Below are 24,740 nucleotides of genomic sequence, written 5' to 3' on the forward strand. Positions count from 1 at the left end.
GTTTACACTCACCTTTTTTTCTAAAAAATTTTCCGACTAACGATAAGAGGAGCGTACCATATGTTTGAACTGACAACCATCGTTGACTTTGAAGCCGCACATTGCCTACGTAACTATCCTGGAAAGTGCAGTCGTCTGCATGGACACAACTGGCAGGTCGAAGTAACTGTCTGCGGCACAAAACTTAATGAGCTGGGTTTGTTAATTGATTTTCGTGATTTAAAGGCGGCAGTTCAGGAAATTTTGGGCCAACTGGATCATTATTACTTAAATGAATTGCCGGCATTTCAGGAAATCAATCCCAGTGCGGAAAACATTGCAAAATATTTATACGACGAATTGACGGCTGCGCCTGCCTGCAATGGACTTCATTTAAAATCGATCAAAGTTTGGGAATCGCCGCGTTCGGCGGTAACCTATTTCCCCGAGGCGTAACGATGGCAAACAATACGGCTTCATTAATTGAAATATTCACCTCCGTACAAGGCGAAGGAAAATATGCCGGTTGTCGGCAAATATTTATCCGTTTTGCCGGTTGTAACCTGGCCTGTGCATATTGTGACACTCCAGATTCACGAACGCTGCAAACCTTTGCGCAGGTAGAAACAATGCCAGGTTCGCGAAATTTTAAACCAGTCATGAACCCGGTCACAGTTGACGACTTTTTGCAAATCCTAACGCCGCTGACGGCAGTGCCGCATCATTCGCTCAGTTTTACTGGCGGTGAACCACTTTGCCACGCCCCGTTCATCCGCGCTGTCGGCGAACGTCTCCACAGTAAACGCTACCTTGAAACAAACGGCACCTTAGTGAACGAGCTGAAGGAAGTGCTTTCCGTTATCGACATCATCAGCATGGACATCAAACTCCCTCGTCACACTGGCATCGATTTATGGACACAACATGCTGCGTTTCTGTCAGTTGCTGCTAAAAAGGACGTCTATGTAAAACTGGTGGTCGACAACGCACTTAGCCGTAATGAACTCGCAGAAGCAGTCCATTGTATCGCCTCTGTTGACCCGGCTATTCCATTATATCTGCAGCCAGTCACACCGACCGTACCGCAATTCATTGCACCGAGTCCTGACGCCATCTTGCGCTTTCAAGCTCAGGCTTTGGAACAATTGCAAGATGTACGAATTCTACCGCAAACCCATAAATACCTCGGCCAATTATAGTATGAACGATGAAAGGGGAGAGGACTTTGAAAATATTGCTTACCAACGATGATGGAATCCAGGCGCGCGGTATTCAAGCACTGTGGCAGGAACTTGCGACGTTGCCGGCAGCCGAAATAACGATTGCTGCACCAGACCGAGAACGTAGCGCCATGAGTCAGGCAATCACAATGCATCATCCAATCCGGGTCGATGAATATCCTGTCAGCAGCCCAAACATAAAAGCTTGGAGCATTGGCGGAACACCGGCCGATTGCGTGAAAATTGCAATTGAGGCCTTGATGAAAACTCCCCCTGACCTTGTCATTTCTGGTATTAACCATGGACCAAATTTAGGTACAGACGTACTTTATTCGGGAACTGTCAGCGCCGCAATTGAAGGCGCTTTGCATGGTTTGCCTGCAATCGCAGTCTCGCTGGATTCCTGGCAGTCGAGAAATTTTTCCGCAGCCGTTTCATTCATCCGTGCTTTGTCACTTCATATTCATGCCAATCCGCTACCGCCAAACACCTTACTGAACGTTAATGTGCCTGCGCTTGAAATTTCAGAAATTAGCGGCATGTCGATTACAAAACTGGGCGTTCGCAAGTACGAAAATATTTTTGAACGACGTAGTGATCCGCGCGGCCGCACTTATTATTGGATGGGCGGCAATCTTGTCGATAACGACAATGATGACGACAGCGATATCGTTGCACTGCAGGAAGGTCGGATATCGGTTACTCCAATTCATTTTGATCTCACCAGTTATGACTTGATGAGTCAGATGGAACAATTGCCTAACATCCTTGCTTGGAACAAGTCGTGACGATCAAAGGGATTTTATTTGATCTAGACGGTACCCTGCTGGAAACGACGCCGTTAATTATCTGCTCATTCCAGCATGCCTTTACAACCGTCTATAACCGGCCTATTGCCGAGTCGGATGTGTTTTCCTTCTTTGGCAAACCTTTGCGCGCTGCGATGGAGGCACTGGGACCGGATAAGCCGGAAGAATTGCTGCAGGCATTTCGCGAATACAACCTGGCGCACCACGACGAGATGGTGACGATTTTTCCCGACATTGAGACGACACTTGCCGAATTAGAGGCGGCGGGTCTTAAACTGGCAATTGTGACATCTAAAGTATCTAAAACCGCTCGACGAGGCCTAGCTTTATTCGATCTAGAAAAATACTTCAGCCTCATTATCGGCTTAGAAGATTCCCTTCACCACAAACCGGATCCAGAACCAGTATTGACGGCTCTGTCTCTTCTGGGCCTTGCACCGGAAGAATGTTTAATGGTTGGCGACAGTCCGTTCGACATTCTTAGCGCGCACCGCGCCGGCGTAGAAGCCGCCGCAGTCTGTTGGAGCCATGTCGATTGGAACGAAGTCCTCGCAGCCAAGCCGGAATACATTCTCAGCAATATTAGGCAATTGAAAGAAATTTGCAAGCTCTTGTAAACAGCATCTGAGTTGCTTATTCGCCGGAATAAGCAACTCCTTTTATCTACTACACAACAACCATGATGTGACTTTTATTGTCTCATTAGTCCATACAATACATTTAGGCGCTGTATGCTTTTAAAAAGTTTCAGTAGTCTTCTTGTTTTTTCGCCATTTAGACAGGATTTTTTTTTTTTGAGACGAATTTAATTAAAGTTATGTTTATGCAATACTGAGTACACATACTATCAACTTTTCAGGAGGGTTATTTCATGGAATCGATTATCCGCGATATCAACTTAGCTCCACAGGGCCACGATAAGATTAATTGGGTCAAGCAATTCATGCCCGTTCTCAACAAACTTAATGATGAATTGAGCCAAACGAAACCCCTGCTCGGGCAAAACTTAGTCGTTACGATGCACTTGGAAGCAAAGACAGCCTACTTAGCCATTGTTTTAAAAAACGCCGGTGCCAACGTCACTGTTACCGGTAGTAATCCATTATCCACACAAGACGATGTTGCTGCCGCCTTGGTAGAGCAGGGCATCACAGTCTTTGCCTGGTACAATACCACCGCTGAAGAATATGAAAGTTTCTTACACAAGGCACTCGACACCAAGCCCAGCATCATTGTCGATGACGGAGGCGATCTTGTTTCGCTGCTACACGGCGCACGTAAGGAGCTGGCCTCCAATATTCTTGGCGGCTCTGAAGAAACAACCACCGGCGTTCTGCGTCTCAAAGCTCTCGCCGCTGAAAAAAGACTCACCTTTCCTATGATCGCGGTAAACGATGCCTATTGCAAATATCTATTTGACAATCGCTACGGTACTGGCCAATCAACCTGGGACGGCATTATGCGCACAACCAACCTTACCGTAACCGGAAAAACTGCAGTTATCGCAGGCTATGGTTGGTGCGGCAAAGGCGTTGCAATGCGGGCTAAAGGACTCGGTGCGAATGTTATCGTAACGGAAGTTGATCCGATCAAAGCCATTGAAGCAGTCTTTGATGGTTTCCAAGTCATGCCGATGGAGGAAGCCGCTAAAGTCGGTGATATTTTCGTCACATTGACCGGTTGCAGCGACGTGATCCGCCGTGAGCATTTCGCGGTCATGAAAACAGGGGCAATTCTTGCTAATGCCGGTCACTTCGATTGTGAGATCAGCAAAGCCGACCTGAGTGTTTTAGCAGCCAGTCGCAAAATTGTTAGAAAAAACATTGAAGAATTTACCATGACTGACGGACGAAGAGTTTATTTGCTGGCTGAAGGCCGTTTAGTCAATTTGGCTGCCGGTGACGGACATCCGACTGAAATCATGGATCTGTCGTTTGCCATGCAGGCACTGGCCGTTCTTCATATTCTCAACCATCACAAAAATTTAGCGCCGGAAGTCTACACTTTGCCCAATGAATTAAACGAACGAGTTGCACTGCTGAAACTGGCAGGCATGGGCATTGCGATTGATACGCTCAGCGACGAGCAGCGCAAGTACCTGCTGCAAGCTTAATAATTTGGTAATGCAAGGAGTTTAGTTACAATGGATCATGCAACTTTATTACTCAAAGATTGTGAATTCCTGACCGCCGAAGGAACGGTCCAACAAGGTGACATCGGCATTCAAGCCGATCGCCTTCTCTTTGTCGGAACACCTCCAGCTGATTGGCAGGCGGATCGTACACTAGATTGCAGTGATAAGCTGGTAATACCAGGCCTTGTCAACACACATTCGCATGCTGCGATGTCCCTTTTCCGCGGCTACGCCGATGACATGGCACTGATGGACTGGTTGGAAACGAAAATCTGGCCTGCAGAGGGGAAGATGGACGCGGAAGATGTCTACTGGGGTTCGATGCTGGCAATTGCTGAAATGCTGCGGAGCGGCACGACCACATTTTCCGACATGTATATCCATATGGATCAAGTGGCCCATGCCGTCCAAGCGTCTGGTATCCGTGCAGTTCTTGCGCGCGGCATGTCGAGCCTGCCAAACGGTGATCGAGGCCTGCGCGAAGCGGAAGAGTTGTTCACAACTTATCACGGCACTGCCGACGGACGTCTCAGTGTAATGCTCGGACCACATGCACCTTATACCTGCCCGCCAGATTATTTGAAAAAAGTCCTCGCACTGGCCGAAAAATTAGACGCAGAAATCCATATTCATCTGGCTGAAACCGAGTGGGAGATAGGCGAGTGTCAGAAAGAATATGGCAAGACACCCTTTGCATTGATGAAGGATGCCGGTCTTTTTGAACGTGGCGTACTAGCCGCGCACTGCGTGCATATGACCGATGCTGACATTGAAATCCTTCAGCAATATAATGTTCGGGTTGCACACAATCCCGCCAGTAACATGAAACTGGCCAGTGGCATTGCGCCGGTTCCGAAACTCCTTGACGCCGGCATCTGTGTTGCACTCGGTACCGATGGTGCGGCCAGCAACAATAACCTTGACCTAATTGAGGAAATGCGTCTGGCTGCATTGTTGCACAAAGTTCACGGCAACAACCCCCAAGCGATTCCCGCAAAGCAAGCTTTCTCTATGGCAACCCAAAACGGCGCTACGGCGTTAGGGCTGCAGGCTTCCATCGGCGTAATCGCACCTGGTTTCAAGGCCGATCTGGCCATCCTCAGCCTCAGGGAACCACATCTTTATCCGCGCTTTGATCGCCTTTCACTCTTAACATATGCTGCCAGCGGTCGCGATGTTGATTCGCTGATCGTCAATGGTTCATTGTTGATGGAGAATCGCAAGCTGACTACGATTGATGAAGAACAGCTTTTTTATGAAGTCCAAAAGCGTGCCACACGTTTGACTTCATAAAAAAACAGCTGTTTCCACAGGATTTATTCCTTGGCAACGCGAAGATAGCATGAAATTAACTTGTAGGGGGAGTACATGTGAAAGCCCTAAACTTTTACTCATCCAACTATCACAGTCAATTGGTCTGCCGCCGAAAGACCTGCACTATTCGCCTTGGCGATAAATCTGCCAAATATCAAGAAGGTGATATCGTCTGGGTTACGGTCGGCAAACGCTTTGCACAAAAGAAAAAAATTTACACCGGCGTGCTCGATCGTGTGCTCGTCAAACCGATTGCGCAGCTAAATAAAGAGGATCTTCAGGGTGAAAACCCTGACCTCAATTCGGTGGAAGATCTGATGGTCTTTTTGCAGTCTATTTATGATCGCAGCTTTACACCTACGGATACTGTTACTGTGGTCTATTTTTCAGAAATAATAGAATAATCACTCAACGGCATTCGCGGTCACAGTCACCGTTGAGTGCCGTTGTTTATTGCTTGAATAAAGCATTGAAAGAAAATTTTGCAAAAAGAAGTGTTTTCATAGCAGGATTTTATGACTCTCTTGCGAATCTAAAGAGTTAGGTTTATTTCGCACTCTACAAAAGTACAAAAATCTAAAAAGTCCATTACACAAGGAGGTTCGCTATGCCAAAACCAATATTTAGAGAAGATCGTTGCAAAGGTTGTGAATTGTGTACGACCGTCTGTCCGAAAAAAATCGTCGTCATGGCTACTCACTTCAACGTGAAAGGCTATCATCCGGCCACTTGTTCTGATGAAACACTGTGTATCGGCTGTGCTTTATGCGCCAAGATGTGTCCCGATGTAGTTATTGAAATTCACAAATAGGCAAGGAGGAACAACTATCGTGGCTGAAAAGGTCTTAATGAAAGGGAATGAAGCCATTGGCGAAGCAGCTATCGTGGCTGGTTGCCGGCATTATTTTGGCTATCCCATTACACCTCAGACAGAGCTCACCGAATATATGGCTAAACGCATGCCGAAAATTGAGGGCGTATTTGTTCAGGCAGAGAGTGAAGTGGCTGCAATTAACATGGTCTACGGCGCAGCCGGAGCTGGCGCTCGCGTTCTTACTTCATCCTCGAGTCCGGGCATCAGCTTAAAACAGGAAGGTATCTCTTATATTGCCGGTGCAGAATTGCCTTGCGTAATTGTCAATATCGTTCGCGGCGGTCCTGGTCTCGGAACGATTCAACCTTCGCAGTGCGACTATTTCCAAGCCACTAAAGGCGGCGGACATGGCGATTATCGTAATATCGTTTTGGCGCCCAATTCGGTGCAGGAGATGGTCGACATCACATTGCTGTCATTTGATCTTGCCGACAAATATAGAAATCCGGTTATGCTTTTAGGTGATGGAGCACTCGGCCAAATGATGGAGCCGGTATCTTTTAATCCGCCTGAAAATAAAATTGTTGAAAAACCTTGGGCTGCTACCGGCTTGCGTGGCCGTACAAAGCCAAACATCATCAATTCGCTGCATTTAAAGCCGGAAAATTTAGAAAAGCACAATATTCATCTCCAAGAAAAATATGCTACGATAACAGCCAATGAAGTCCGCTATGAATCACTGCATACGGAGGATGCCGATTTAATCCTGGTTTCTTACGGCATCACTTCGCGCATTGTTCGGACCGCAGTCGAAAAAGCCCGTCAAGAAGGCTTTAAAGTCGGCCTGTTTAGACCGATTTCACTCTGGCCATTCCCAAGCGAGCCACTTGCTGCTCTGGCTAAAACAGCCAAAGCGTTTATGTCTGTCGAGCTAAGTGCCGGACAGATGGTCGAAGATGTTCGCTTAGCAGTTAATGGCGCCAAACCAGTTTATTTTTACGGACGAATGGGCGGCATGATGCCTAATCCAAATGAAATATATGAGCAAATTCTTGCCGTTCTGCAGGCGAAAGGGGATAAGTGAGCATGTCTGAAATAGTTTTTAAAGCGCCTGCATCGTTATGTGATGTTTCGACGCATTATTGCCCTGGATGTCATCATGGCATCATTCATCGCTTAGTTGCAGAAGTCATCGATGAACTTGGCCTGCAAGACAAAGCTATCGGCGTTGCACCAGTCGGCTGTTCCGTGTTGGCCTATGACTACTTTAACATTGATATGTTTGAAGCGGCACACGGCCGTGCACCTGCAGTAGCTACCGGCATCAAACGCGTCCACAAAGATTCGGCAGTGTTTACTTATCAAGGCGATGGCGACTTAGCCGCAATCGGCTGTGCTGAAATCGTTCACGCCGCAGCACGTGGCGAAAAAATTACAACCATCTTTGTCAATAACGCCATTTATGGTATGACTGGTGGTCAAATGGCACCGACTACGCTGCTTGAGCAAGTCACTACGACTTCACCTTATGGCAGAAAAGAAGATCAGGCCGGTATGCCCATTCGGGTATCGGAGATGTTATCTACACTTGATGGCGCGAAATTCATTGCCCGTGTTGCAGTGAATACGCCCGGCAATATGGCTAAAGCTAAGCTGGCGATCAAAAAAGCTTTTGAAATTCAGCTCCGTGGTGAGGGCTTCACTTTAGTTGAAGTATTGTCCACCTGCCCGACAAATTGGGGTATGAGTCCGGTAGCTTCCATGACTTGGTTGGAGAAGAACATGATGCCATATTTCCCGCTTGGCACATTCAAAACTCCGGAAGAGGTGGTAAAATGACACAGGAAATCATTATGTCCGGTTTCGGCGGCCAGGGCGTCATGGTTATGGGACAGCTGTTAACCTATGCAGGCATGCTGGAAGATAAACAGGTATCCTGGATTCCCTCTTATGGACCAGAAATGCGCGGCGGTACCGCAAACTGTTCCATCATCGTTTCTGATTTAGCGATTGGCGCACCGATCGTCAGCGAACCGCATGCGGTTGTCGCAATGAATTTGCCTTCAATTGCTAAGTTTGCTCCCTCAATTCTTCCTGGTGGCGTGTTGGTCATCAACAGCTCCTTGGTTGACCAAGGCTGTGATCGTGCCGACATCAAGACTTATATGGTCCCAGCCAACGAAATTGCAGCCGAGTTAGGCAATGGTAAGGTCGCCAATATGATTATTCTTGGCGCTCTAGTAGCTGCAACTGGTATTGTAACTGTTGATTCGCTAATCAAAGCGTTTGCTAAAGTATTTGCCAGCAAACCTGCTTTACTGACGATCAACGAACAAGCAATTCGTCGTGGCATGGAGTTCATTGAAAAACTTAAATAAGGAAATACGCTTAGAAGAGACAAAGCGAAAGAAGGGCGATTGCTTTATAATGAAGCGGTCGCCCTTCTTTTGTTATTGCCTAAAACATTTTATTTAGCGGATTATCTTTAAACAAGTTCCCTTGCTCAATATAGCGTCTCACCATTTTTTCTGATTTATGGCGCGTTTGCTGCATTATTGAACGTTCATCAATATCATATTGAGCCGCACTTGTCGCAAAACCACGCCGCAGACTATGACCTGCAAAGTAATTGGGATTTAAGCCTGCAAGTTTTGCATACTTTTTTACAATGATTGCCACAGACTGATTCGTTAATCGACTATTCCTTATTTGCTTATGCTTATTTAAAGGACGGAAGAGGGGACCTGCAATCAAGTGCGCTTCTTGTATCCAGCTATTTAATGCCCTCACTGCACAAATATCAGGATTTGAACAACTATAGGGGATTGCAACTTGCTCACCTTGTCCTTCTTGGTCGCCTTTAGAATGTGCTAAAAAAACAACTACTCCATCAGGCGTAAAGTTTAAATCCTCAAGGTCAATCCCTACTAATTCCGAACGTCTAAACGCTCCCATAAAACCTAATAATAGTAAGGCTTTATCTCGAATACCAGCAATGTCATTGCAATCAAAATGGAGTGAAATATTTCTCAAATCATCCGCTAAAATTGGAGCTTTACCGCGTTGAAGAGTGCCATATTCGCGTTTTATAGCATCTAACGCATTGCGAACAAGACCAGTACGGCAAGGATTATTATTGATAAAGCCTGCCGATTTGTGATTTTCTGAAATAGCACTCAAACGGCGTGATACCGTATTCGCTTTGGCATGATCAGCCAGGTCGTTAATATAATTAACAATTGTTTCTGGCTCAGAGGGCAATATTTTAAGCTTATGGTGCGTGCACCAATCATAATAATCATTCCAGTCGGCCTCATAGGCGCGCAAGGTGTTTTCAGCTTTAGATTTCTGCAAACGTTTTTTACTTTTTACTGAAAGCTTATCATTATTTTCGACTAATTTATTATTGCGAAGCAGAAAATCCTTGTTTTGTCGGTTCATAATCACAGTTTCTCCTTTAAAAAAACGTCTAACTAGTGATAACTATAAATTATCGTTAGTTAGAAATCAAGACTAAAATATTATTATTATTAAACCTCGGTTTTTCATGATTCGGCAGATTCGCCGTCTGAACTTATCGTTGTATGTTTTAGGGGCTATCATAGCATGACATCATTTTTTCTGTACGATTAAGTGTAGCCTATCAGAGACGCCTATATCAAAATAAACTTACGCAGCACGACAGGATACAGGCTATTTGTGGCCCATCACGCTACTAAATAAAAAACAGGCAAAGGAAAAACGTACAATAAAAACTGCCTTCGATCGTCTCAATTCTGATTTTGAAATGGCTCCATTTGCCAGCAACAGAGCTATTTTAAAATTTACGCATTTTTTTCGGAGCTAAGAGTTTCACCCCACCCTTGACTTTACATAAATAAAATTATCAGACGTCAATTCTATCGAGTTCCATTTATTGCAACGCGACAGGGAACTTTCAATTGTTGTCCAGGATATAAACTAATTTCTTTGCCTAATAATTGATTTGCTTCACGTATATCATAAATTACATTTCGTATGTCTTGATCATTTTTCATATGTTGTTTGGCGATCTTCCATAAAGAGTCACCCTCTTCCACCGTTACAATTATTATATTTTTTTCCTCACCCTTTTGTTCATTATTGCTAAAACCCGTCATAAAAAAAACTGCCACGATGCAAAGAATTAAAACAAGCACCAGTCTTTCCTTATTTCTGCATGAATACCGCTTCATTTCAAATACCTCCCGTCAAAGAACTAAAATCAAATGCGAACATACGTTCCTTTTCTTTTAATTTTATGCGTATTCAAAAACTTTGTCAAGTTTTTCCGAACATTTGTTTGCTTTTTTCTCGATGAATTGCTATAATTTAAAGTAATTCATTGAATTTATGCTAAGGGAGAACGTTATTATGCAAGCTCCAATTAAACTTAGTCCACGGCAGCAACAAATTTTAGATTACATCAAGGAAAATCTGCGTGCTAAAGGTTATCCCCCCTCAGTTCGTGAAATAGGTGCTGCTGTCGGCCTTAGTTCAAGTTCAACCGTTCATAACCACTTATCCAAATTAGAAACATTAGGTCTGCTCCGCCGTGATCCAACAAAACCCCGCGCCATCGACGTCACCGATACTCTCTCTTGGTGGCATAACGAAGATGTTGTCCCTGTTCCGATGCTCGGAAAAGTGACGGCCGGTCAACCTATTTTAGCGGTTGAAAATATTGAAGAAACTCATGCCATGCCAAAATCATTACTGGGTTCTACTGCTGCTGACCGAATTTTTATGCTCGAGGTCAAGGGTGATAGTATGGTTAATGCAGGCATCTTCAGCGGTGATTATGTTTTGGTTCGCGAACAATCTACCGCTCAAAACGGCGATATTGTTGTAGCATTACTAGACAGTGAAGAGGCAACAGTAAAGCGTTTCTTTAAAGAAAAGGAGTATGTTCGCCTACAACCGGAAAATGACAGCATGGCACCAATCTTTACCCGCAACATCCAGATCCTGGGTAAGGTCATGAGTCTATATCGGAATATCTAAAAATAGAACTGACGGGTTGCCTATTCGGCAAGCCCGTCAGTTCTATTTTTTACCGCGATATGCTTTTGTCCCGACGCGAACGATTTTTTCTTCTACAGGAAATTCATCCGTTGAAAGAATTTCACGCTTTATCTGTTTGCCATCCTGGCTAGTAATTCTAATTAGCGTAACCGCATAACCACATGCGCCGTCATTTTCAATTATTTCACGCCCGAATTCCAATTGTTCATCCTGACGAATAATAACCGTCGGCTCGACAACTCTCTTGTCGACAGCCATGATTTTGGTTTCATATCCTGCTGGCAAACGCCGACCATAAATGTCGACGCTCAGCTGCGAAGCGCTAATTGATACCGCAATATACAACGGACTTTCCATACTATTTTTAAATTTAAGATCTAGTAGTCCATAGGCAACAGCCGCATCATAACCGAGTGGCACATAACCGGGCGGTCGATAATGAGAGCTACGTTCTTCAATCTCAAGATCAGCCAGCAGTGCAGCGTTATAAATAGTGGTACTGACCTGACAGACACCGCCCCCAACGTCAACGGCCAATTTTCCATTAATATAAACTGGCGCATCCAGATAACCGTTTTCTGCGCTACGCGGTCCTACCAACTCATTAAAAGAAAAAATTCCATCTGGCTTTATCAATACACCCGCCAGTTTTTCTGCCGCAAGAGCGATATTCTTTTGCCGATTGTAATCATTTAAATCGAACTGCGTCGTATATCGAGCTAAGCGGTCATCAATCCCTTGCAAATCGATCGCCTTAATGCTCGGTTCAACAACATCCGCCGCCAATTTAATCGATAACGGCGGAATGGTGTATTTCAATGCCTGCTCAATTTGCCCCTCTAAAGTTGACGTATTAATGTGATAGCCGATTTCTTCTTTAGTTACTTTCACTCTGTCATTTTCATAGCTTAGATATGCATTTAGCGGCGGTCTCTCAATTCGTTTCGCAATCGCCTTTAGCTGCTCATTTAATTTTTCCCGATCATATTGAGCATGAAGTGGTAAAATAATTTGATTATTCGCCGCTATATAGCGATCCTTCACACGGTTGATTATCCCTCCACTACGCCCTATGGCATAAGCAGCATTTGCCAGCGCATCTGGATCAATCTGCAATGCAATATCTTGCGCCTGAATGTTCCATGTGCCATGCTCATCACTAGCCAATTGCAACGTTTGCACCGCGCCAGATGCAAAGGATTCTCTTATCCGGTTTGCCGCCTCCTGTTTATTAAGCCCTCCGACCGGTATATTACCGACTCGAACGCCTTCATAAACCGTATCTGAAATCTGAAAAAACACATTGGCGGCGACGAGACTCGTTCCGCTTAGCAACAAGATCAACGTCCAAAAAAGAATGGTTTTTTTCACCTGGCCTGATTTAGACAAAAAGTTATCTCCTTCCTGGACTTAAAGTCTTATAGCGTAAGGAAATCCCCGCAATACTGCGGGGATTTCAATTATTGAATATTCATCGACAGCTCTACAAATTTGCCTGCCAATTTTGCCTTTTGCAGCACTTCTTCAGTAATTTCGCCGCCTTGATCTACAATCAACATGCCATTGTCCGTTTCAATTTTACGGCTAGCTTTCTTGCCTAACAAATATTTGCGGTGTTTGTCATCAAATTTTTTGCCGCCTTCTTCAGCTGCCGGGGGCGATTTTTCCAGATCGGCAGGTGCTTCAGATGCTTCCACTGCTACCGTCTTTTCAGCTTCTTCTTTTTCCGCAACAACGGCTTTTGAAGTTTCTGCAGCCGGCGTCGCTACCGGTACTGCTACAGGTGTCGGTACTGCAGCAAGAACTGGTTTTACATCAACGACCTCATCGCCATTATCAGTCATGATCAAGACATCTTTACCAAACGTAATTACTTGCTGTGCCGGCAAATTCGTCAGATTACCGGTCGACTCTTCGATTTCGCAGGCCACAATTTTACCGCCGATATCAATGATAATTTCTGTAACCTTGCCTTGGATGCGTCCTGTACGTGTCAGAACTTTTGTGCCAATAATTTTCACTTCATCTTCTAATAATTTTTCCAATTCAGGAACCGATTCTACGTTTTGAAGTGAATTGCAGCTTTCAACGATAATCGCCGATTCGCCCAGGCCGGTAATAGAAGTAAAAGGTAGGAATTTAGCGCCCCAGTACCATTTTCCGTCATCTACCAATAAAGCTGCCGCCGTACGCGCATTCGGATCAATCAGGATCGATTTTGCAATACCAAGCTCTCTACCTTCCGTGATGCTGACAATTGGCAGACCTACAATCTCAATGCTTTTTTTCATAAATGCCAAACCCTCCTATTTTTCTTCAAAAATTATTATTGCTAATTAAGGTCAAGCTAACTTCCGCCACTCCTTAAACTCCGAATCAATCTCATGCAAGATTTCCTCTGGAATGTTGCGAAACGGCATGAATCCCAAGCGATTTTGCACCAAGATATTTTTTACAATTCGCAGATACGCAATTGCCACAATAAATTCTTGCTCCATAGGAGCATCTTCCCTTATTGCAGGCAACGTTCGCGCCTCTGAAAACAAATTGATCGCTTCGTCATATAGACCGTCATTTTTCAAAAGGTTAGCCGCCTCAATGGCGACCAGTGAAACCAGGTCACTTTCAGGAAACCTGCGTAAAATAGCCCTAAAACAACCGAGCGCTAAGGCAAAGGCCTTTTCTTCCTTATGTGTAAGCGCCATATCCCACAGCATCTCTAAATCTAACGTTTCCCATTGGGCATTATCAGCTTGCACAATTTCACCATCCCTGCCAATATCGTCCCCTGGTTCTACTGGTAACTGCGACGCAGCTTCGCGTTCTTCTGGCGTGATGACATCTTCTAACTCGAGTGAAAGCTCAACGTCTACACTCGCCCCCGTCTCCGCCGCTGCTTCTAGCGTTACGTTTACTTCTTTATCCGTTCTTAGTTCGACTTCTCCGTCATCGTATTGCTCTACAACAATATTTCTCGCCTCTGATTGCAATCTTAGGTCAACACGATCGTCTTCAGTCGTTCGACACTCGTCTTTCACCGGTTCAAGTTCCGGCTCAGATTCGATCGTTTCTTCTTTTTGATCAGATTTTCTCTTCAAATCACTGGCTTCCAGAGCCATTTCAGCCACATCTTCAAGCGCAAAAGAAACTTCCTCAAATGCAACGCTTTCATCTACAGCAACAAACGGTTCCGGCATTTGAACCGCAACCTCAACTTCTTTCTCAGGAAACGTTTCGGGAATCTCAGCAATAGATTCGCACTTCGGCAATTCTTGACGCTGACTTGGTTCAACATCCTTCGCTAGGGGTTGAACGAGCGGTTCATCGACTATTATCTTTCCAGATGTAACTTCGCATTCATCACTATCCGTAGCCGGTTTATCACAATGATATGCAATCAAATAGGCAAAAATCACGGCACAAACCAACAAAATGCCGAATGTTCCTGCCAAACCGACCATACCGACAGCTAGGCGCGGCAAAACAACGCTAATTAGTATCGCGCAAGCCGCACAAATGAGCAGAGGCTTTAAACGAATCGCAATCTTGAACACATGGTTAGCAAAAAAATAAACCATCAGCGTCGAAAACGATATCGTCATCAGCGTTATTAATACATATTCCATCAACTAACACCACAGTTCCTGGTTTGTGATTTACCAATCATTTTTTCTATATTCGCCACAATGATTACTTTTCCTGTCAACAAGATTAAATTATTACATTTTTTTATACTTTCATTTCATTTACCCTATTCAAGCGAATTTGCCGCACCCAAAACTCCAATCAGCGCATGTTCAAAAGTCAGTCCACCCTGCAAATAAACAATATACGGCTCCCGTAGCGGACCATCTGCACTCAACTCAATTGATGCGCCTTGTACAAACGTTCCCGCCGCCATGATGACCTGGTCTTGGTAGCCAGGCATTCCACTCGGTTCCGGCTTCACATGTGCATCGACCGGTGAATAATGCTGTAATCCCTGGCAAAAAGCCGTCATTTTTTCCGGACTGCCTAGTTCGATCGCTTGAATGATGTCACTGCGTTCCGCCGTCCATTTCGGATACACGCTGTAGCCTAACTCTTCAAACAAAGCCGCCGCAAAGATTGCTCCTTTTACTGCTTGCGCTGTCACATGCGGCGCTAAAAACAATCCCTGGAACAGCAAACGCGGTTCACCGAGCGACGCTCCAACTTCGCCGCCGATTCCCGGCGCGGTGAGACGATAGGCCGCCAGTTCGACCAATTCCTTAGCTCCGGCGATATAACCGCCAGTTGGGGCGATGCCGCCGCCGGGATTTTTTATCAGCGAACCGGCCATAATATCCGCGCCTACGGCCGTCGGCTCCCGGTCTTCGACGAATTCGCCATAGCAATTGTCGACAAAGCAGAAACAGTCCGGCTTGACCGCTTTGATTTCGCGACACAGCCGTTCAATTTCAGCAATCGTCAGCGTCGGCCGCATGCTGTAGCCGCGCGAACGCTGGATCAGGACAACCTTGGTCTGCGGCATGATTGCCGCTGCCAGATTATCATAATCAATTCCCGTTTCGCATAATTCCAACTGACTGTAGCTAACGCCAAAATCCTTCAACGACCCGGGGACCGGCTCGTCGGTACTATGTCCGATTACCGTCTGCATCGTATCATACGGATTTCCCGTGACCGACAGCAAATGGTCGCCCGGCCGCAAGATACCAAACAGGACCGTCGCCAGTGCATGCGTCCCGGATACGAACTGAGTCCGCACCAACGCTGCCTCACATTGACATACCTCAGCCCAAATTTCTTCCAACTTTTCCCGCCCCGGATCGTTGTACGCATAGCCGGATGTGCTGCGGAAATGAAAATCCGCCAGTTTATGGTTCCGGAACGCGGTGAGTATCCTGAGCGTGTTTCGAAATGAAACATCCTCGATCTTTTGAAAACAGGGTTGGATTTTTTCCAATACTTCTTGCTTCATCGCCAACAGGCGCTGATTGGTCATAAGCGATTCCAGATTGAATTCCTCCTCTTAGTGCATACCGTTAGATAAATAGGCTGCAAACATTGCCGTATATTCTTTAGGGACAAGCGCGATAACCCTTGTGCCGTTCTCATCATGCGTCAGCTTTTTCACCTGCGCCACCTTGTACAAATTCGTCAAGCTGGCTGTTTCCTGATACGGGATCAACAGCTCCATCTCTTCCATTACGCCGGTCAGACACACTTCCGTCTGCCGCAGCAGTTGCATCATTCCTTCACCGGTCAACGCCGAGATCGCCACACTGTTTTCATCGCGCAGCATGCGATTCACTTCCGCCTGATTTACGACAAGATCGGTCTTATTATAAACCATCAGCATCGCTTTCGTCTCGGCTTTTAGTTCTTTTAAAACCTTGAACACCTCTTCACGCTGCTCTTCCCACTGCGGATGGCTCGCATCCACGACATGCAAGAGCAGATCCGCCTCGACGACTTCTTCGAGCGTGGCCCGAAACGCTGCAATCAATTGATGCGGCAGCTTTTGAATGAAGCCTACCGTATCGGTGAACAGAACCTCTTTCCCTTCCGGCAGTTTCACCATCCGCGTCGTCGGATCAAGCGTGGCAAACAGCTTGTCTTCCGCGAGAACGCCGGCTTGCGTCAAATAATTGAGCAACGTCGATTTTCCCGCATTCGTATAACCGACCAGCGCTACGGTCGGCGTATTGGCGGCCTGACGTGCCTTACGATGCAGTGCCCGTTGCTTGCGCACATTACCAATCGAAGTCTCGATCTCACTGATCCGCGCGCGTATCCGCCGCCGATCGACTTCCAGTTTGGTCTCGCCCGGCCCGCGAGTCCCGATGCCGCCGCCGAGGCGCGATAAGACCAGGCCCTGTCCGCCGAGCCGAGGCAGACGATATTTAAGCTGAGCCAGCTCGACTTGCATCTTTCCCTCATGCGAACGGGCGCGCTGCGCAAAGATATCGAGAATCAGTGCGGCGCGATCAACAACTTTCACGCCCAGTACCTGCTCCAGATTACGCTGCTGCGCCGGACTTAAGACATCGTCAAAAATAATAATTGACGCTTCGACTTCCTGTCGCAACATCGCGACTTCCTGCGCCTTGCCCTTGCCGATGAACAGAGCGGCATCCGGCTTCTCGCGCTTTTGCCAGAACCGTCCGACAACTTCCGCACCCGCCGTCTCGGCCAATAAGCCAAGCTCGGCTAAGGATTCTTCCGCCCCCCAGCCTCCCTGCCATTCCATACCGACTAAGATTGCCCGTTCTTTACCAGTCGCAACCAGGTTGGAAGCGTTTCGCCCTAGTGCACCTTCAATCTGCTGAATCAGTATGGAAATGTCAGTGGCAAACAACTCTTCCGCTGAAACTGGGTAATGCGAACTCACCGAAAAACCTCCGTCCACATCCCGCCCTGCCAAAAACGCCACGCCGAATTCCATTTCTCCGCTGCGTTGTCCGACCGATACCATCACGTCAAAGCGTAATTCGCGCAGCGCTGCGGTATCAAGCGTGCTCAATTGACCGCTCTGACCTGGATGGGTATGGATGCAGCGAACGCCGCAGAGGTTTTGCTGTGAGCGCTTTTGATTCTGTTCCGGCAGTGATACGCTGGCAATATCGCCAATCACTACGGCCAGCACTTTTCCATGCCGACTTATATACACGGCAATTTCCCGTTGTATCAGTTCACTTACCTCGACGATTTCCTGCAGCAATTCTTCAGCGATGATCTTTCGCTTATCCATGCTGTGATTGTAAAAATTCTTGATTCGTTCCAGCATCGTCTTTCTAATTCCGCTGGTATCGCCCAATATTTCCGGCATAATAACACCTACCTTACTTTCAAACGCATTAAAAGAGGCCTCCAGTGAAGCCTCTTTGTTATGATACACTCATTCTGGTTTTGTCGCTTCTTCGCGACGCTCGTTCCAGTTGGCGGCAAAGGGTCGTGTCGGCGTAATCGTCGATATGGCATGCTTATATACCAGCTGCTGTTTTCCTTCGTGTTCGATAATAACCGTAAAGCTATCGAAGCCTTTGACGATACCGCGTATCTGAAATCCGTTCACTAAGTAAATAACAACCGGCAAATTTGTTTCCTTGCGAATCTGGTTTAGAAAACTGTCTTGCAAATTAAGCTTACCTGTCATTCGCAACCGCCCTCCTGCACGCCTCATTTTACATTAAAATTCGCCTCTTCATAAGTAGTTTCCTGCAAACGTCTGGTAAAAAGATTCCAACAAGGATGCATATCCTTTCTTCGGCTGATACTCCAACCAATGCAGATAGGGCATTTTCCTAAACCAGGTCCATTGCCGCTTGGCAAACTGGCGTGTATGTGCCTTGACGTTTTCAACCGCTTCAGGCAAACTACACTCCCCTGCCAAATGTGCAACGAACTCCTTGTAGCCGATTCCCTGCATACATTGACTGTCTCTCTCGATGCCCCGACGCAGCAACTCCTCGACTTCAGCCAAAACACCAGCCTCAACCATACTGTCAACTCTACCATTAATCCGCTGATGCAGTAGCGCACGTTCCATCGTGATCCCGACGACTACCGCATCATAACGCAGCAGTTGATCCGCCGCAAGCACCTGCGTCTCCGGAATCGTTTCACCGCCCAATTCCGCCACTTCGAGCGCGCGAATCATACGACGCACATTATTGGGGTGGATTCTTTCGGCGGCAGCCGGATCAACACACCGCAGCCGCTCATACAAATACTGGCTTCCTTTTTCTTCAGCCACGCCTTCCATTTCCTTGCGATAAGCCGCATTGCTTTCAGCCGCAACAAACGTATATCCTTCGAGCAACGCCTTAAGATACAAACCGGTTCCTCCGACAATAATAGGCGTCTTGCCGCGCGTCTGGATATCAAAGATCAGCTTTTCGGCAGCCTGCTGAAAGTCAACCGCGCTAAACGTTGCACCAGGCTCAATGATATCAATCAAATGATGCGGCACGCCTTTTCTTTCGACCAGACTCGGTTTGGCCGTCCCGATATCCATTCCCCGGTAGACGAGCATCGAGTCACCCGATATGATTTCACCGCCACACTGCAGCGCAATATCGATGCCGAGCTGCGTTTTACCGACCGCCGTAGGACCAGCAATCACCACTAATTTATTCATCTTTATCACCTGCCTGCAAATCAATGACGCCGTATTGAACGCTGCTGTAGCGCCCGCCATAAATTTTCGTTATTCCGAGCCGGCAAAATTCCTGGCTGCCGCTTATTTCCTTCACAACTACCCGGTGTTTCGCCACACGAATCGCCTCATTAAGCGCTGTTTCCGCTAAAGGCCGATGATCCGCCAAGCTGCGCATCGGTTTCAACTGAGAGCTGGAAGAAATAGGCTGACGAAACATCGGATCGAAGAAAACCACATCAAAAGACTTGTCAGGCAACTCGCATAAGAACTGTTCATAATCGACATTGAGTACTTCGATTGGTGCGACATTCTCCCGCGCGGCGAGGAATTGCTGCAGCCCAGCCTTGACAATAAAAGCGGTCAACGGTGCAACTTCCAGGCCACAAACATAGCCCGTCGCTCCCGCCCCCCAGCTGGCAACAATCGCATCAGTTCCCAAGCCCAGCGTGCAGTCCAAGACCCGCATCCCAGGTTCGAGCGCCATCGCCGCAAGCATATGATCGGATTGGCCTCGTTTCAGCTGCAAGAGACGAAGTTCTGCCATACTGGGATGAAAGAAGAATTCTCCGCCCGCTGTATGCAATACACATCCACTTTGCTTGACGACCAGAATGTTTTCCGCTTGATGCTGTTCCTGCAGCTGCGGCAATGACAAATTGCTTCGCACCACATAAGCGCAGTGCAGGATATTGGCGGCTTCCTTTGCATAAGTTTCACGCTCGGCATGCGTTTTTCCGCTTGTCGTGACAATCACATGTTTTTGCATTGTGGTCATGTCCGCTTAAACAGCTTATCAATTTGTTCTGGCGTAAAGCGCAACATACAAGGCCGGCCATGCGGGCAGGCATAAGGGCGACTGGTCAAGCACAACTCATCGAGCAGGGCTTGCATTTGGCGCATATTGAGTCGCAGCCCCGCCTTGATTGCGCCGCGGCAGGACGCAATCTGCAGTGCATGATGACGCAGTTCCGCCGCCGTCGGCTGATGATAAGAAAGAAATGCGCCGAGAATCTCACGCAACATCAACTCCACTTCATCAACGCCAAGATCCCCCGGTACCTCGCTAATGCGAACCACCGACGGTCCCATCGCCTCGATTGAAAAGCCAAGTTCAATGAACAACGCACTTTCGCGTGAGATGATATCGATTTCACGTTCACTCAGATCGGCATATACCGGCATTAATAATTGCTGCGCCGGAATTCGTTCGGCATGAGAACAAAGTTTATCATAGAGTATTCGTTCATGTGCTGCATGCTGATCAATCAAATACATCGACTTCGTATCCGTCGCTATGATATAACAATCATCAATCTGGCCTAGCGGGTATAACGCCAGTGCTTCATTCGCATTGTCAAAGATTCGCTCCTCCGAAAAAGCCTCTCTACCTTCATGCGTTGACTCCTTGGGTTCGGGTTCGGGTTCGGCCGCGGCGCGTTCGCCAGTGAAGATCATCTCGTCCTGCTGCTGCAATGCAGCACGCAGTTCTCCTGTATTAAAAGCAGCTTTATTTTCCTGCAGAGTCGGTAAAAACGATGGATTGCGCGGCGCATAATCCGGACGTTGAAAAAGAGAAGGAAAAACATTTGTTCGCCCCATTTCTCCGACATCTGAACGCACCCGGTCGGAAATCACACTGTCGAGTGAAGTCGCAAGCTGCTGCGCTCCGCCGCTTGGCGTTATCGAAAGAGACTGGCCGACCGCCTTGTACACGGCGCGAAAAATCAATTGTTCATCGCTAAATTTGACTTCACTCTTTTGCGGATGCACATTCACGTCGACAGTCTCGGCTGGCACAGTCAGGCGCAACACCGCAAGCGGGTAGCCGCTTTTCGGTAGCAACGAATGATAGGCATTGTCAAGCGCTTTGGCAATTGAACGATTACTGATGACGCGGCGATTGATGATATAGCTTTGCCAATGCCGACTGCCTTTGAGCAATGTCGGCTTAGACAGATAGCCTTCAATCGCAATGCCGCGCTCTTCGTCCCGGTATTCGATCGGCAATAGCTCCGGCAGTACCTTGTGACCGTAAATATGACTGATCGTTTCCTTCAGGTCGGCATTACCCGGCGTCGACAGCACCAACCGACCATTATGGATCAAGCGGAAAGACACCTCCGGATAGGCCAGTGCCAGCTTGCACAGCGCGTCGTTAATATGACTGCCTTCTGAAGACGGCGTTTTGAGAAATTTAAGTCGGGCAGGAACATTATAAAACAGCTCTTCGACCGTCACCGTCGTGCCTACAGCACAGCCTGCTTCACGCAAATCCTGCAACTGACCGCCCTCAACCCGAACGTACGTTCCAATCTCATTGTCGACCACTCGCGTCGTCACGGAAAATTTAGCTACAGCGGCAATGCTTGGCAGCGCCTCGCCACGAAAACCGAGCGAAACAAGCGAATGCAAATCATCGGCCGAGCGAATCTTACTTGTGGCATGGCGCAACAAGCAATTTTCTGCATCGCTGCGATCCATGCCGCTTCCGTCATCAGTAACGCGGATATATCGAATTCCGCCATCCATAATTTCCACTTCTATATTGCGGCTTTCGGCATCGATAGAGTTTTCCACCAATTCCTTGACGATCGATACCGGCCTTTCGACAACTTCTCCGGCCGCAATCTGGTTCGCAGTATGTTCATCCAATAATTGAATTCTACTCATAATTTACCAGACTCCTGTCTAGCCAGCGTCTGCAAGCGATACAATGCATTCATCGCTTCGAGCGGCGTAATCGTCATCACGTCGACCGCCAAGAGTTCATCGATAGCTGCTGACGAAAAAAGCGATACGGCAGCCTGCGGCTTCACATCTCGCGAACGTTTGTTCGTTTCCCTTTGTTCGCCTGCCCCCGGCGCTTCAAGTTCCTGCAGCAATTCCTGTGCGCGCTGCGTGAGGCGCTTAGGCAGACCCGCCAGCTGCGCGACATGGATGCCGTAGCTCTTATCCGCGCCTCCGGGAACGATGCGGCGCAGAAATACGACTTCTGTACCTCGTTCCTTGACCGCGACCGAATAATTGCGAATCAGCGGACTGTAATCTTCAAGCACGGTCAATTCATGATAATGCGTCGCGAACAACGTCTTTGCCTTGATTTTTTCGCGCAAATACTCAATCACCGCACGCGCAATACTCATACCGTCAAATGTACTTGTGCCGCGACCGATCTCGTCAAGAATGATCAGGCTGTTGTGCGTCGCATGCTTTAAGATTTGCGCCACCTCGTTCATTTCCACCATAAACGTGCTTTGCCCGGTTGCCAGGTCGTCGCTCGCGCCGACGCGCGTAAAAATACGGTCGACCGGACAGATGCTAGCTTCGCGTGCTGGTATAAAGCTGCCCATCTGCGCCATCAACACCAACAGCGCTACCTGGCGCATGTACGTTGACTTGCCCGCCATGTTAGGGCCGGTGATCAGGATCACTTCGTTTTCATTATGGTCCAGCACCGTGTCGTTCGGTACAAACCGTTCCTTGACCAGCAATCGTTCCACGACCGGATGACGACCGTCGCGAATGATGATTTCTCGCTGATCATTGATCGTCGGACGGATATATTGGTTGCGAAATGCCGCTTCCGCCATGCTCTGCAGGACATCAAGCACCGCTAACTCCTGCGCCGTACGCTGAATTGCCTGCAACTCAGCCTTCACATGCTCGCGTAGCGATATGAACAACGCATATTCCAAATTAACGATCTTATCCTGCGCGCCGAGAATCTTCGTTTCAAATTCTTTCAGCTCCGGCGTAATATAGCGTTCCGCGTTCGCCAGCGTCTGTTTGCGGATATAGCTCGCCGGCGCGCTGGCCGCGTTGGCATGCGTGATTTCGATATAATAGCCGAACACCTTATTGTAGCCGACCTTGAGCGAACGGATGCCCGTCTGCTCACGTTCCCGGCTTTCGATGTCCTGGATGAACTGCTTCGTGTCGCGCGAAATCGCATGCAGCTCATCGAGTTCCAGATCGTAGCCGCTTTTGATCATGCCGCCTTCACGTACCGAGAACGGCGGCGCGTCGACGATTGCGTTTTCGAGCAGGTTGGCCGTCTCGCTGTGCGTATCGAGTTTCAGATACGCATTGGCCAGCAGACTGCTTTCCGTCCCCTGCAGCTCTTCCTTGATCGCTGGCAGCGCCAGCAGCGACGTCTTAAGCGCCACTAGATCGCGCGCATTGGCTGTTCCGACCTCGACGCGCGTCAGTATGCGTTCCAGGTCGTAAATGTCCGCCAGACAGGCTTGCAGGCGTTGGCGCAACACCGATTTGCCGATCAGCTCGGCCAACGCATCCTGGCGCTGCCGGATCGCATTCCTCTCGACCAGCGGATATTCCAGCCATTTTTTCAACAGCCGACCGCCCATCGCCGTCTTTGTATAATCGAGCACCGACAGCAGCGTATCTTTCTTGCCGCCCTCGCGGATATTGCGGGTAATTTCCAGATTGCGCAGTGCGGTCGCATCAATGACCAAATGATCGCCTGATTCATAGCGGGTCAGCCGGTTCATATGGCTAAGATCGGACTTGACCGTATTATGGAGATAATACAGCAGGCTGCCAATCGCCTGGATCGCAACCTCCTGTGCCGGGATCAGCTCCTTGCTAAAGTGCTGCCGGTTCAATTCAGCAAGTCTTGCCGGCTCGAGCGCCGTCAACGTCGTCTGGGTGCAGCCCGACAACCGATTCGTTAAAAAGGACTCCAGTTCCTTCCACTCTTCAAGCTTCGAAGTGAAAATGATCTCGCGCGGCAGCAGACGGAACAGATGGTCGCACAGGCCGCTCGTCCGATAGGGCCCGGTCAGCACGGTCCAGGTGAACTCTCCGGTCGATATGTCCGCCGCGGCAAAGGCCAGCACGCCGTCCTCTTCGCATACTGCGACGAGAAAATTGTTGCCGTTGTCCGGCAGCAGCGAATCCGAAATGACCGTACCGGGAGTAATGATCCGCACAACTTCGCGCCGCACGATCCCCTTAACTTGCTTGGGATCCTCGACTTGTTCGCAGATCGCGACTTTGAAGCCTTTTTGGATCAGTTTTGCAACATAGTTATCCGCCGAATGATACGGGATGCCGCACATAGGGATCTTTTCCGTCTGTCCTCCGTCGCGCGCCGTCAGAGTGATTTCGAGTTCACGCGAAGCCAGTTTGGCATCTTCAAAAAACATTTCATAGAAATCGCCGAGGCGAAAGAATAGTATTTCATCAACATGCTGGCGTTTGACTTCCAGGTATTGTTCCAGCATCGGTGTGTATTTTACGGTCATATGCAGTCTCTCCT

Annotated in this window: 24 protein-coding genes; 12 read left to right on the forward strand and 12 right to left on the reverse strand. The window is 47.8% G+C overall.

Annotated elements, in window-relative coordinates; all coding sequences use genetic code 11:
- The first annotated feature begins 60 nt into the window (after window positions 1-60).
- The 11 genes from queD (at window position 61) to QTL79_RS07000 (ending at window position 8,648) form a co-directional block, all read left to right on the forward strand.
- The gene (gene queD / locus QTL79_RS06950) at window positions 61-435 is read left to right on the forward strand and encodes a 6-carboxytetrahydropterin synthase QueD (RefSeq protein ID WP_346354230.1); all 375 of its coding nucleotides are present in this window, start codon (window positions 61-63) and stop codon (window positions 433-435) included.
- Window positions 436-437: 2 nt separating this feature from the next.
- Window positions 438-1,178, forward strand: a complete 741-nt coding sequence (locus QTL79_RS06955; RefSeq protein ID WP_346354231.1) for a 7-carboxy-7-deazaguanine synthase QueE — start codon at window positions 438-440, stop codon at window positions 1,176-1,178.
- Window positions 1,179-1,204: 26 nt separating this feature from the next.
- Complete coding sequence (gene surE / locus QTL79_RS06960) at window positions 1,205-1,987, forward strand: 5'/3'-nucleotidase SurE (RefSeq protein WP_346354232.1); 783 nt, start codon at window positions 1,205-1,207, stop codon at window positions 1,985-1,987.
- Complete coding sequence (ppaX, locus tag QTL79_RS06965) at window positions 1,984-2,625, forward strand: pyrophosphatase PpaX (RefSeq protein WP_346354233.1); 642 nt, start codon at window positions 1,984-1,986, stop codon at window positions 2,623-2,625. Before surE ends, ppaX begins: the two co-directional genes overlap by 4 nt.
- A 254-nt stretch (window positions 2,626-2,879) precedes the next feature.
- On the forward strand, window positions 2,880-4,121 hold the full coding sequence (locus tag QTL79_RS06970; protein ID WP_346354234.1) for an adenosylhomocysteinase: 1,242 nt from the start codon (window positions 2,880-2,882) through the stop codon (window positions 4,119-4,121).
- 30 nt (window positions 4,122-4,151) lie between these two features.
- Complete coding sequence (locus QTL79_RS06975) at window positions 4,152-5,435, forward strand: amidohydrolase (protein ID WP_346354235.1); 1,284 nt, start codon at window positions 4,152-4,154, stop codon at window positions 5,433-5,435.
- Window positions 5,436-5,512: 77 nt separating this feature from the next.
- Window positions 5,513-5,860 carry an ASCH domain-containing protein gene (locus QTL79_RS06980; RefSeq protein ID WP_346354236.1) on the forward strand — a complete coding sequence of 116 codons (348 nt, stop codon included), beginning with the start codon at window positions 5,513-5,515 and terminating at the stop codon, window positions 5,858-5,860.
- A gap of 203 nt (window positions 5,861-6,063) precedes the next feature.
- The gene (locus QTL79_RS06985; protein WP_346354237.1) at window positions 6,064-6,267 is read left to right on the forward strand and encodes a 4Fe-4S binding protein; all 204 of its coding nucleotides are present in this window, start codon (window positions 6,064-6,066) and stop codon (window positions 6,265-6,267) included.
- Window positions 6,268-6,286: 19 nt separating this feature from the next.
- Entirely contained in the window at window positions 6,287-7,354 is a 1,068-nt protein-coding gene (locus tag QTL79_RS06990; RefSeq protein WP_346354238.1) for a 3-methyl-2-oxobutanoate dehydrogenase subunit VorB, read from the forward strand.
- Between the two features lie 2 nt (window positions 7,355-7,356).
- Window positions 7,357-8,109 (forward strand): thiamine pyrophosphate-dependent enzyme, encoded by a 753-nt coding sequence (locus QTL79_RS06995; RefSeq protein ID WP_346354239.1) that lies wholly within the window; start codon window positions 7,357-7,359, stop codon window positions 8,107-8,109.
- Entirely contained in the window at window positions 8,106-8,648 is a 543-nt protein-coding gene (locus QTL79_RS07000; RefSeq protein ID WP_346354240.1) for a 2-oxoacid:ferredoxin oxidoreductase subunit gamma family protein, read from the forward strand. The genes QTL79_RS06995 and QTL79_RS07000 overlap by 4 nt, the downstream gene beginning before the upstream one ends.
- Before the next feature lie 79 nt (window positions 8,649-8,727).
- Here QTL79_RS07000 and QTL79_RS07005 read toward each other — a convergent pair whose 3' ends face one another.
- Window positions 8,728-9,711: a site-specific integrase gene (locus QTL79_RS07005; RefSeq protein ID WP_346354241.1), complete on the reverse strand. Its 984-nt coding sequence runs from the start codon at window positions 9,709-9,711 to the stop codon at window positions 8,728-8,730.
- A gap of 458 nt (window positions 9,712-10,169) precedes the next feature.
- Window positions 10,170-10,484, reverse strand: coding sequence for a cell division suppressor protein YneA (gene yneA / locus QTL79_RS07010; protein WP_346354242.1), 315 nt, complete (start codon window positions 10,482-10,484; stop codon window positions 10,170-10,172).
- 178 nt (window positions 10,485-10,662) lie between these two features.
- Here yneA and lexA point away from each other — a divergent pair, with 178 nt between their 5' ends.
- Window positions 10,663-11,292 carry a transcriptional repressor LexA gene (lexA, locus tag QTL79_RS07015; protein ID WP_346354243.1) on the forward strand — a complete coding sequence of 210 codons (630 nt, stop codon included), beginning with the start codon at window positions 10,663-10,665 and terminating at the stop codon, window positions 11,290-11,292.
- Window positions 11,293-11,334: 42 nt separating this feature from the next.
- On the opposite strand, the gene QTL79_RS07020 is transcribed toward lexA, so the two are convergent.
- The 10 genes from QTL79_RS07020 to mutS form a co-directional block, all read right to left on the reverse strand.
- Window positions 11,335-12,702 carry a VanW family protein gene (locus tag QTL79_RS07020; protein WP_346354244.1) on the reverse strand — a complete coding sequence of 456 codons (1,368 nt, stop codon included), beginning with the start codon at window positions 12,700-12,702 and terminating at the stop codon, window positions 11,335-11,337.
- Window positions 12,703-12,773: 71 nt separating this feature from the next.
- Window positions 12,774-13,604, reverse strand: coding sequence for a PRC-barrel domain-containing protein (locus tag QTL79_RS07025; protein WP_346354245.1), 831 nt, complete (start codon window positions 13,602-13,604; stop codon window positions 12,774-12,776).
- Between the two features lie 51 nt (window positions 13,605-13,655).
- Window positions 13,656-14,939, reverse strand: coding sequence for a hypothetical protein (locus tag QTL79_RS07030; RefSeq protein ID WP_346354246.1), 1,284 nt, complete (start codon window positions 14,937-14,939; stop codon window positions 13,656-13,658).
- Window positions 14,940-15,064: 125 nt separating this feature from the next.
- Window positions 15,065-16,276 (reverse strand): methionine gamma-lyase family protein, encoded by a 1,212-nt coding sequence (locus tag QTL79_RS07035; protein WP_428845468.1) that lies wholly within the window; start codon window positions 16,274-16,276, stop codon window positions 15,065-15,067.
- Between the two features lie 51 nt (window positions 16,277-16,327).
- The gene (gene hflX / locus QTL79_RS07040) at window positions 16,328-18,127 is read right to left on the reverse strand and encodes a GTPase HflX (RefSeq protein WP_346354248.1); all 1,800 of its coding nucleotides are present in this window, start codon (window positions 18,125-18,127) and stop codon (window positions 16,328-16,330) included.
- A gap of 69 nt (window positions 18,128-18,196) precedes the next feature.
- On the reverse strand, window positions 18,197-18,454 hold the full coding sequence (gene hfq / locus QTL79_RS07045; RefSeq protein ID WP_346354249.1) for an RNA chaperone Hfq: 258 nt from the start codon (window positions 18,452-18,454) through the stop codon (window positions 18,197-18,199).
- Between the two features lie 48 nt (window positions 18,455-18,502).
- Window positions 18,503-19,438 carry a tRNA (adenosine(37)-N6)-dimethylallyltransferase MiaA gene (gene miaA / locus QTL79_RS07050; RefSeq protein WP_346354250.1) on the reverse strand — a complete coding sequence of 312 codons (936 nt, stop codon included), beginning with the start codon at window positions 19,436-19,438 and terminating at the stop codon, window positions 18,503-18,505.
- Window positions 19,431-20,225, reverse strand: coding sequence for a class I SAM-dependent methyltransferase (locus QTL79_RS07055; protein ID WP_346354251.1), 795 nt, complete (start codon window positions 20,223-20,225; stop codon window positions 19,431-19,433). Before QTL79_RS07055 ends, miaA begins: the two co-directional genes overlap by 8 nt.
- Window positions 20,226-20,230: 5 nt before the next feature.
- Window positions 20,231-22,129, reverse strand: coding sequence for a DNA mismatch repair endonuclease MutL (mutL, locus tag QTL79_RS07060; RefSeq protein WP_346354252.1), 1,899 nt, complete (start codon window positions 22,127-22,129; stop codon window positions 20,231-20,233).
- Window positions 22,126-24,726, reverse strand: coding sequence for a DNA mismatch repair protein MutS (mutS, locus tag QTL79_RS07065; RefSeq protein ID WP_346354253.1), 2,601 nt, complete (start codon window positions 24,724-24,726; stop codon window positions 22,126-22,128). The genes mutL and mutS overlap by 4 nt, the downstream gene beginning before the upstream one ends.
- Window positions 24,727-24,740: the final 14 nt, after the last annotated feature.

The sequence above is a fragment of the Azotosporobacter soli genome, from assembly GCF_030542965.1.
GTDB classification, from domain to species: domain Bacteria; phylum Bacillota; class Negativicutes; order SG130; family SG130; genus Azotosporobacter; species Azotosporobacter soli.

Excerpts from the sequence above, each read along its gene's own strand:
- queD (WP_346354230.1), top strand. The coding sequence starts at position 61 with ATGTTTGAACTGACAACCATCGTTGACTTTGAAGCCGCACATTGCCTA.
- QTL79_RS06955 (WP_346354231.1), top strand. The coding sequence starts at position 438 with ATGGCAAACAATACGGCTTCATTAATTGAAATATTCACCTCCGTACAA.
- QTL79_RS06970 (WP_346354234.1), top strand. The coding sequence starts at position 2,880 with ATGGAATCGATTATCCGCGATATCAACTTAGCTCCACAGGGCCACGAT.
- QTL79_RS06975 (WP_346354235.1), top strand. The coding sequence starts at position 4,152 with ATGGATCATGCAACTTTATTACTCAAAGATTGTGAATTCCTGACCGCC.
- QTL79_RS06985 (WP_346354237.1), top strand. The coding sequence starts at position 6,064 with ATGCCAAAACCAATATTTAGAGAAGATCGTTGCAAAGGTTGTGAATTG.
- QTL79_RS06995 (WP_346354239.1), top strand. The coding sequence starts at position 7,357 with ATGTCTGAAATAGTTTTTAAAGCGCCTGCATCGTTATGTGATGTTTCG.
- QTL79_RS07000 (WP_346354240.1), top strand. The coding sequence starts at position 8,106 with ATGACACAGGAAATCATTATGTCCGGTTTCGGCGGCCAGGGCGTCATG.
- QTL79_RS07005 (WP_346354241.1), bottom strand. The coding sequence starts at position 9,711 with ATGAACCGACAAAACAAGGATTTTCTGCTTCGCAATAATAAATTAGTC.
- yneA (WP_346354242.1), bottom strand. The coding sequence starts at position 10,484 with ATGAAGCGGTATTCATGCAGAAATAAGGAAAGACTGGTGCTTGTTTTA.
- lexA (WP_346354243.1), top strand. The coding sequence starts at position 10,663 with ATGCAAGCTCCAATTAAACTTAGTCCACGGCAGCAACAAATTTTAGAT.
- QTL79_RS07025 (WP_346354245.1), bottom strand. The coding sequence starts at position 13,604 with ATGAAAAAAAGCATTGAGATTGTAGGTCTGCCAATTGTCAGCATCACG.
- QTL79_RS07030 (WP_346354246.1), bottom strand. The coding sequence starts at position 14,939 with ATGGAATATGTATTAATAACGCTGATGACGATATCGTTTTCGACGCTG.
- QTL79_RS07035 (WP_428845468.1), bottom strand. The coding sequence starts at position 16,276 with ATGAAGCAAGAAGTATTGGAAAAAATCCAACCCTGTTTTCAAAAGATC.
- hflX (WP_346354248.1), bottom strand. The coding sequence starts at position 18,127 with ATGCCGGAAATATTGGGCGATACCAGCGGAATTAGAAAGACGATGCTG.
- hfq (WP_346354249.1), bottom strand. The coding sequence starts at position 18,454 with ATGACAGGTAAGCTTAATTTGCAAGACAGTTTTCTAAACCAGATTCGC.
- miaA (WP_346354250.1), bottom strand. The coding sequence starts at position 19,438 with ATGAATAAATTAGTGGTGATTGCTGGTCCTACGGCGGTCGGTAAAACG.
- QTL79_RS07055 (WP_346354251.1), bottom strand. The coding sequence starts at position 20,225 with ATGCAAAAACATGTGATTGTCACGACAAGCGGAAAAACGCATGCCGAG.
- mutL (WP_346354252.1), bottom strand. The coding sequence starts at position 22,129 with ATGAGTAGAATTCAATTATTGGATGAACATACTGCGAACCAGATTGCG.
- mutS (WP_346354253.1), bottom strand. The coding sequence starts at position 24,726 with ATGACCGTAAAATACACACCGATGCTGGAACAATACCTGGAAGTCAAA.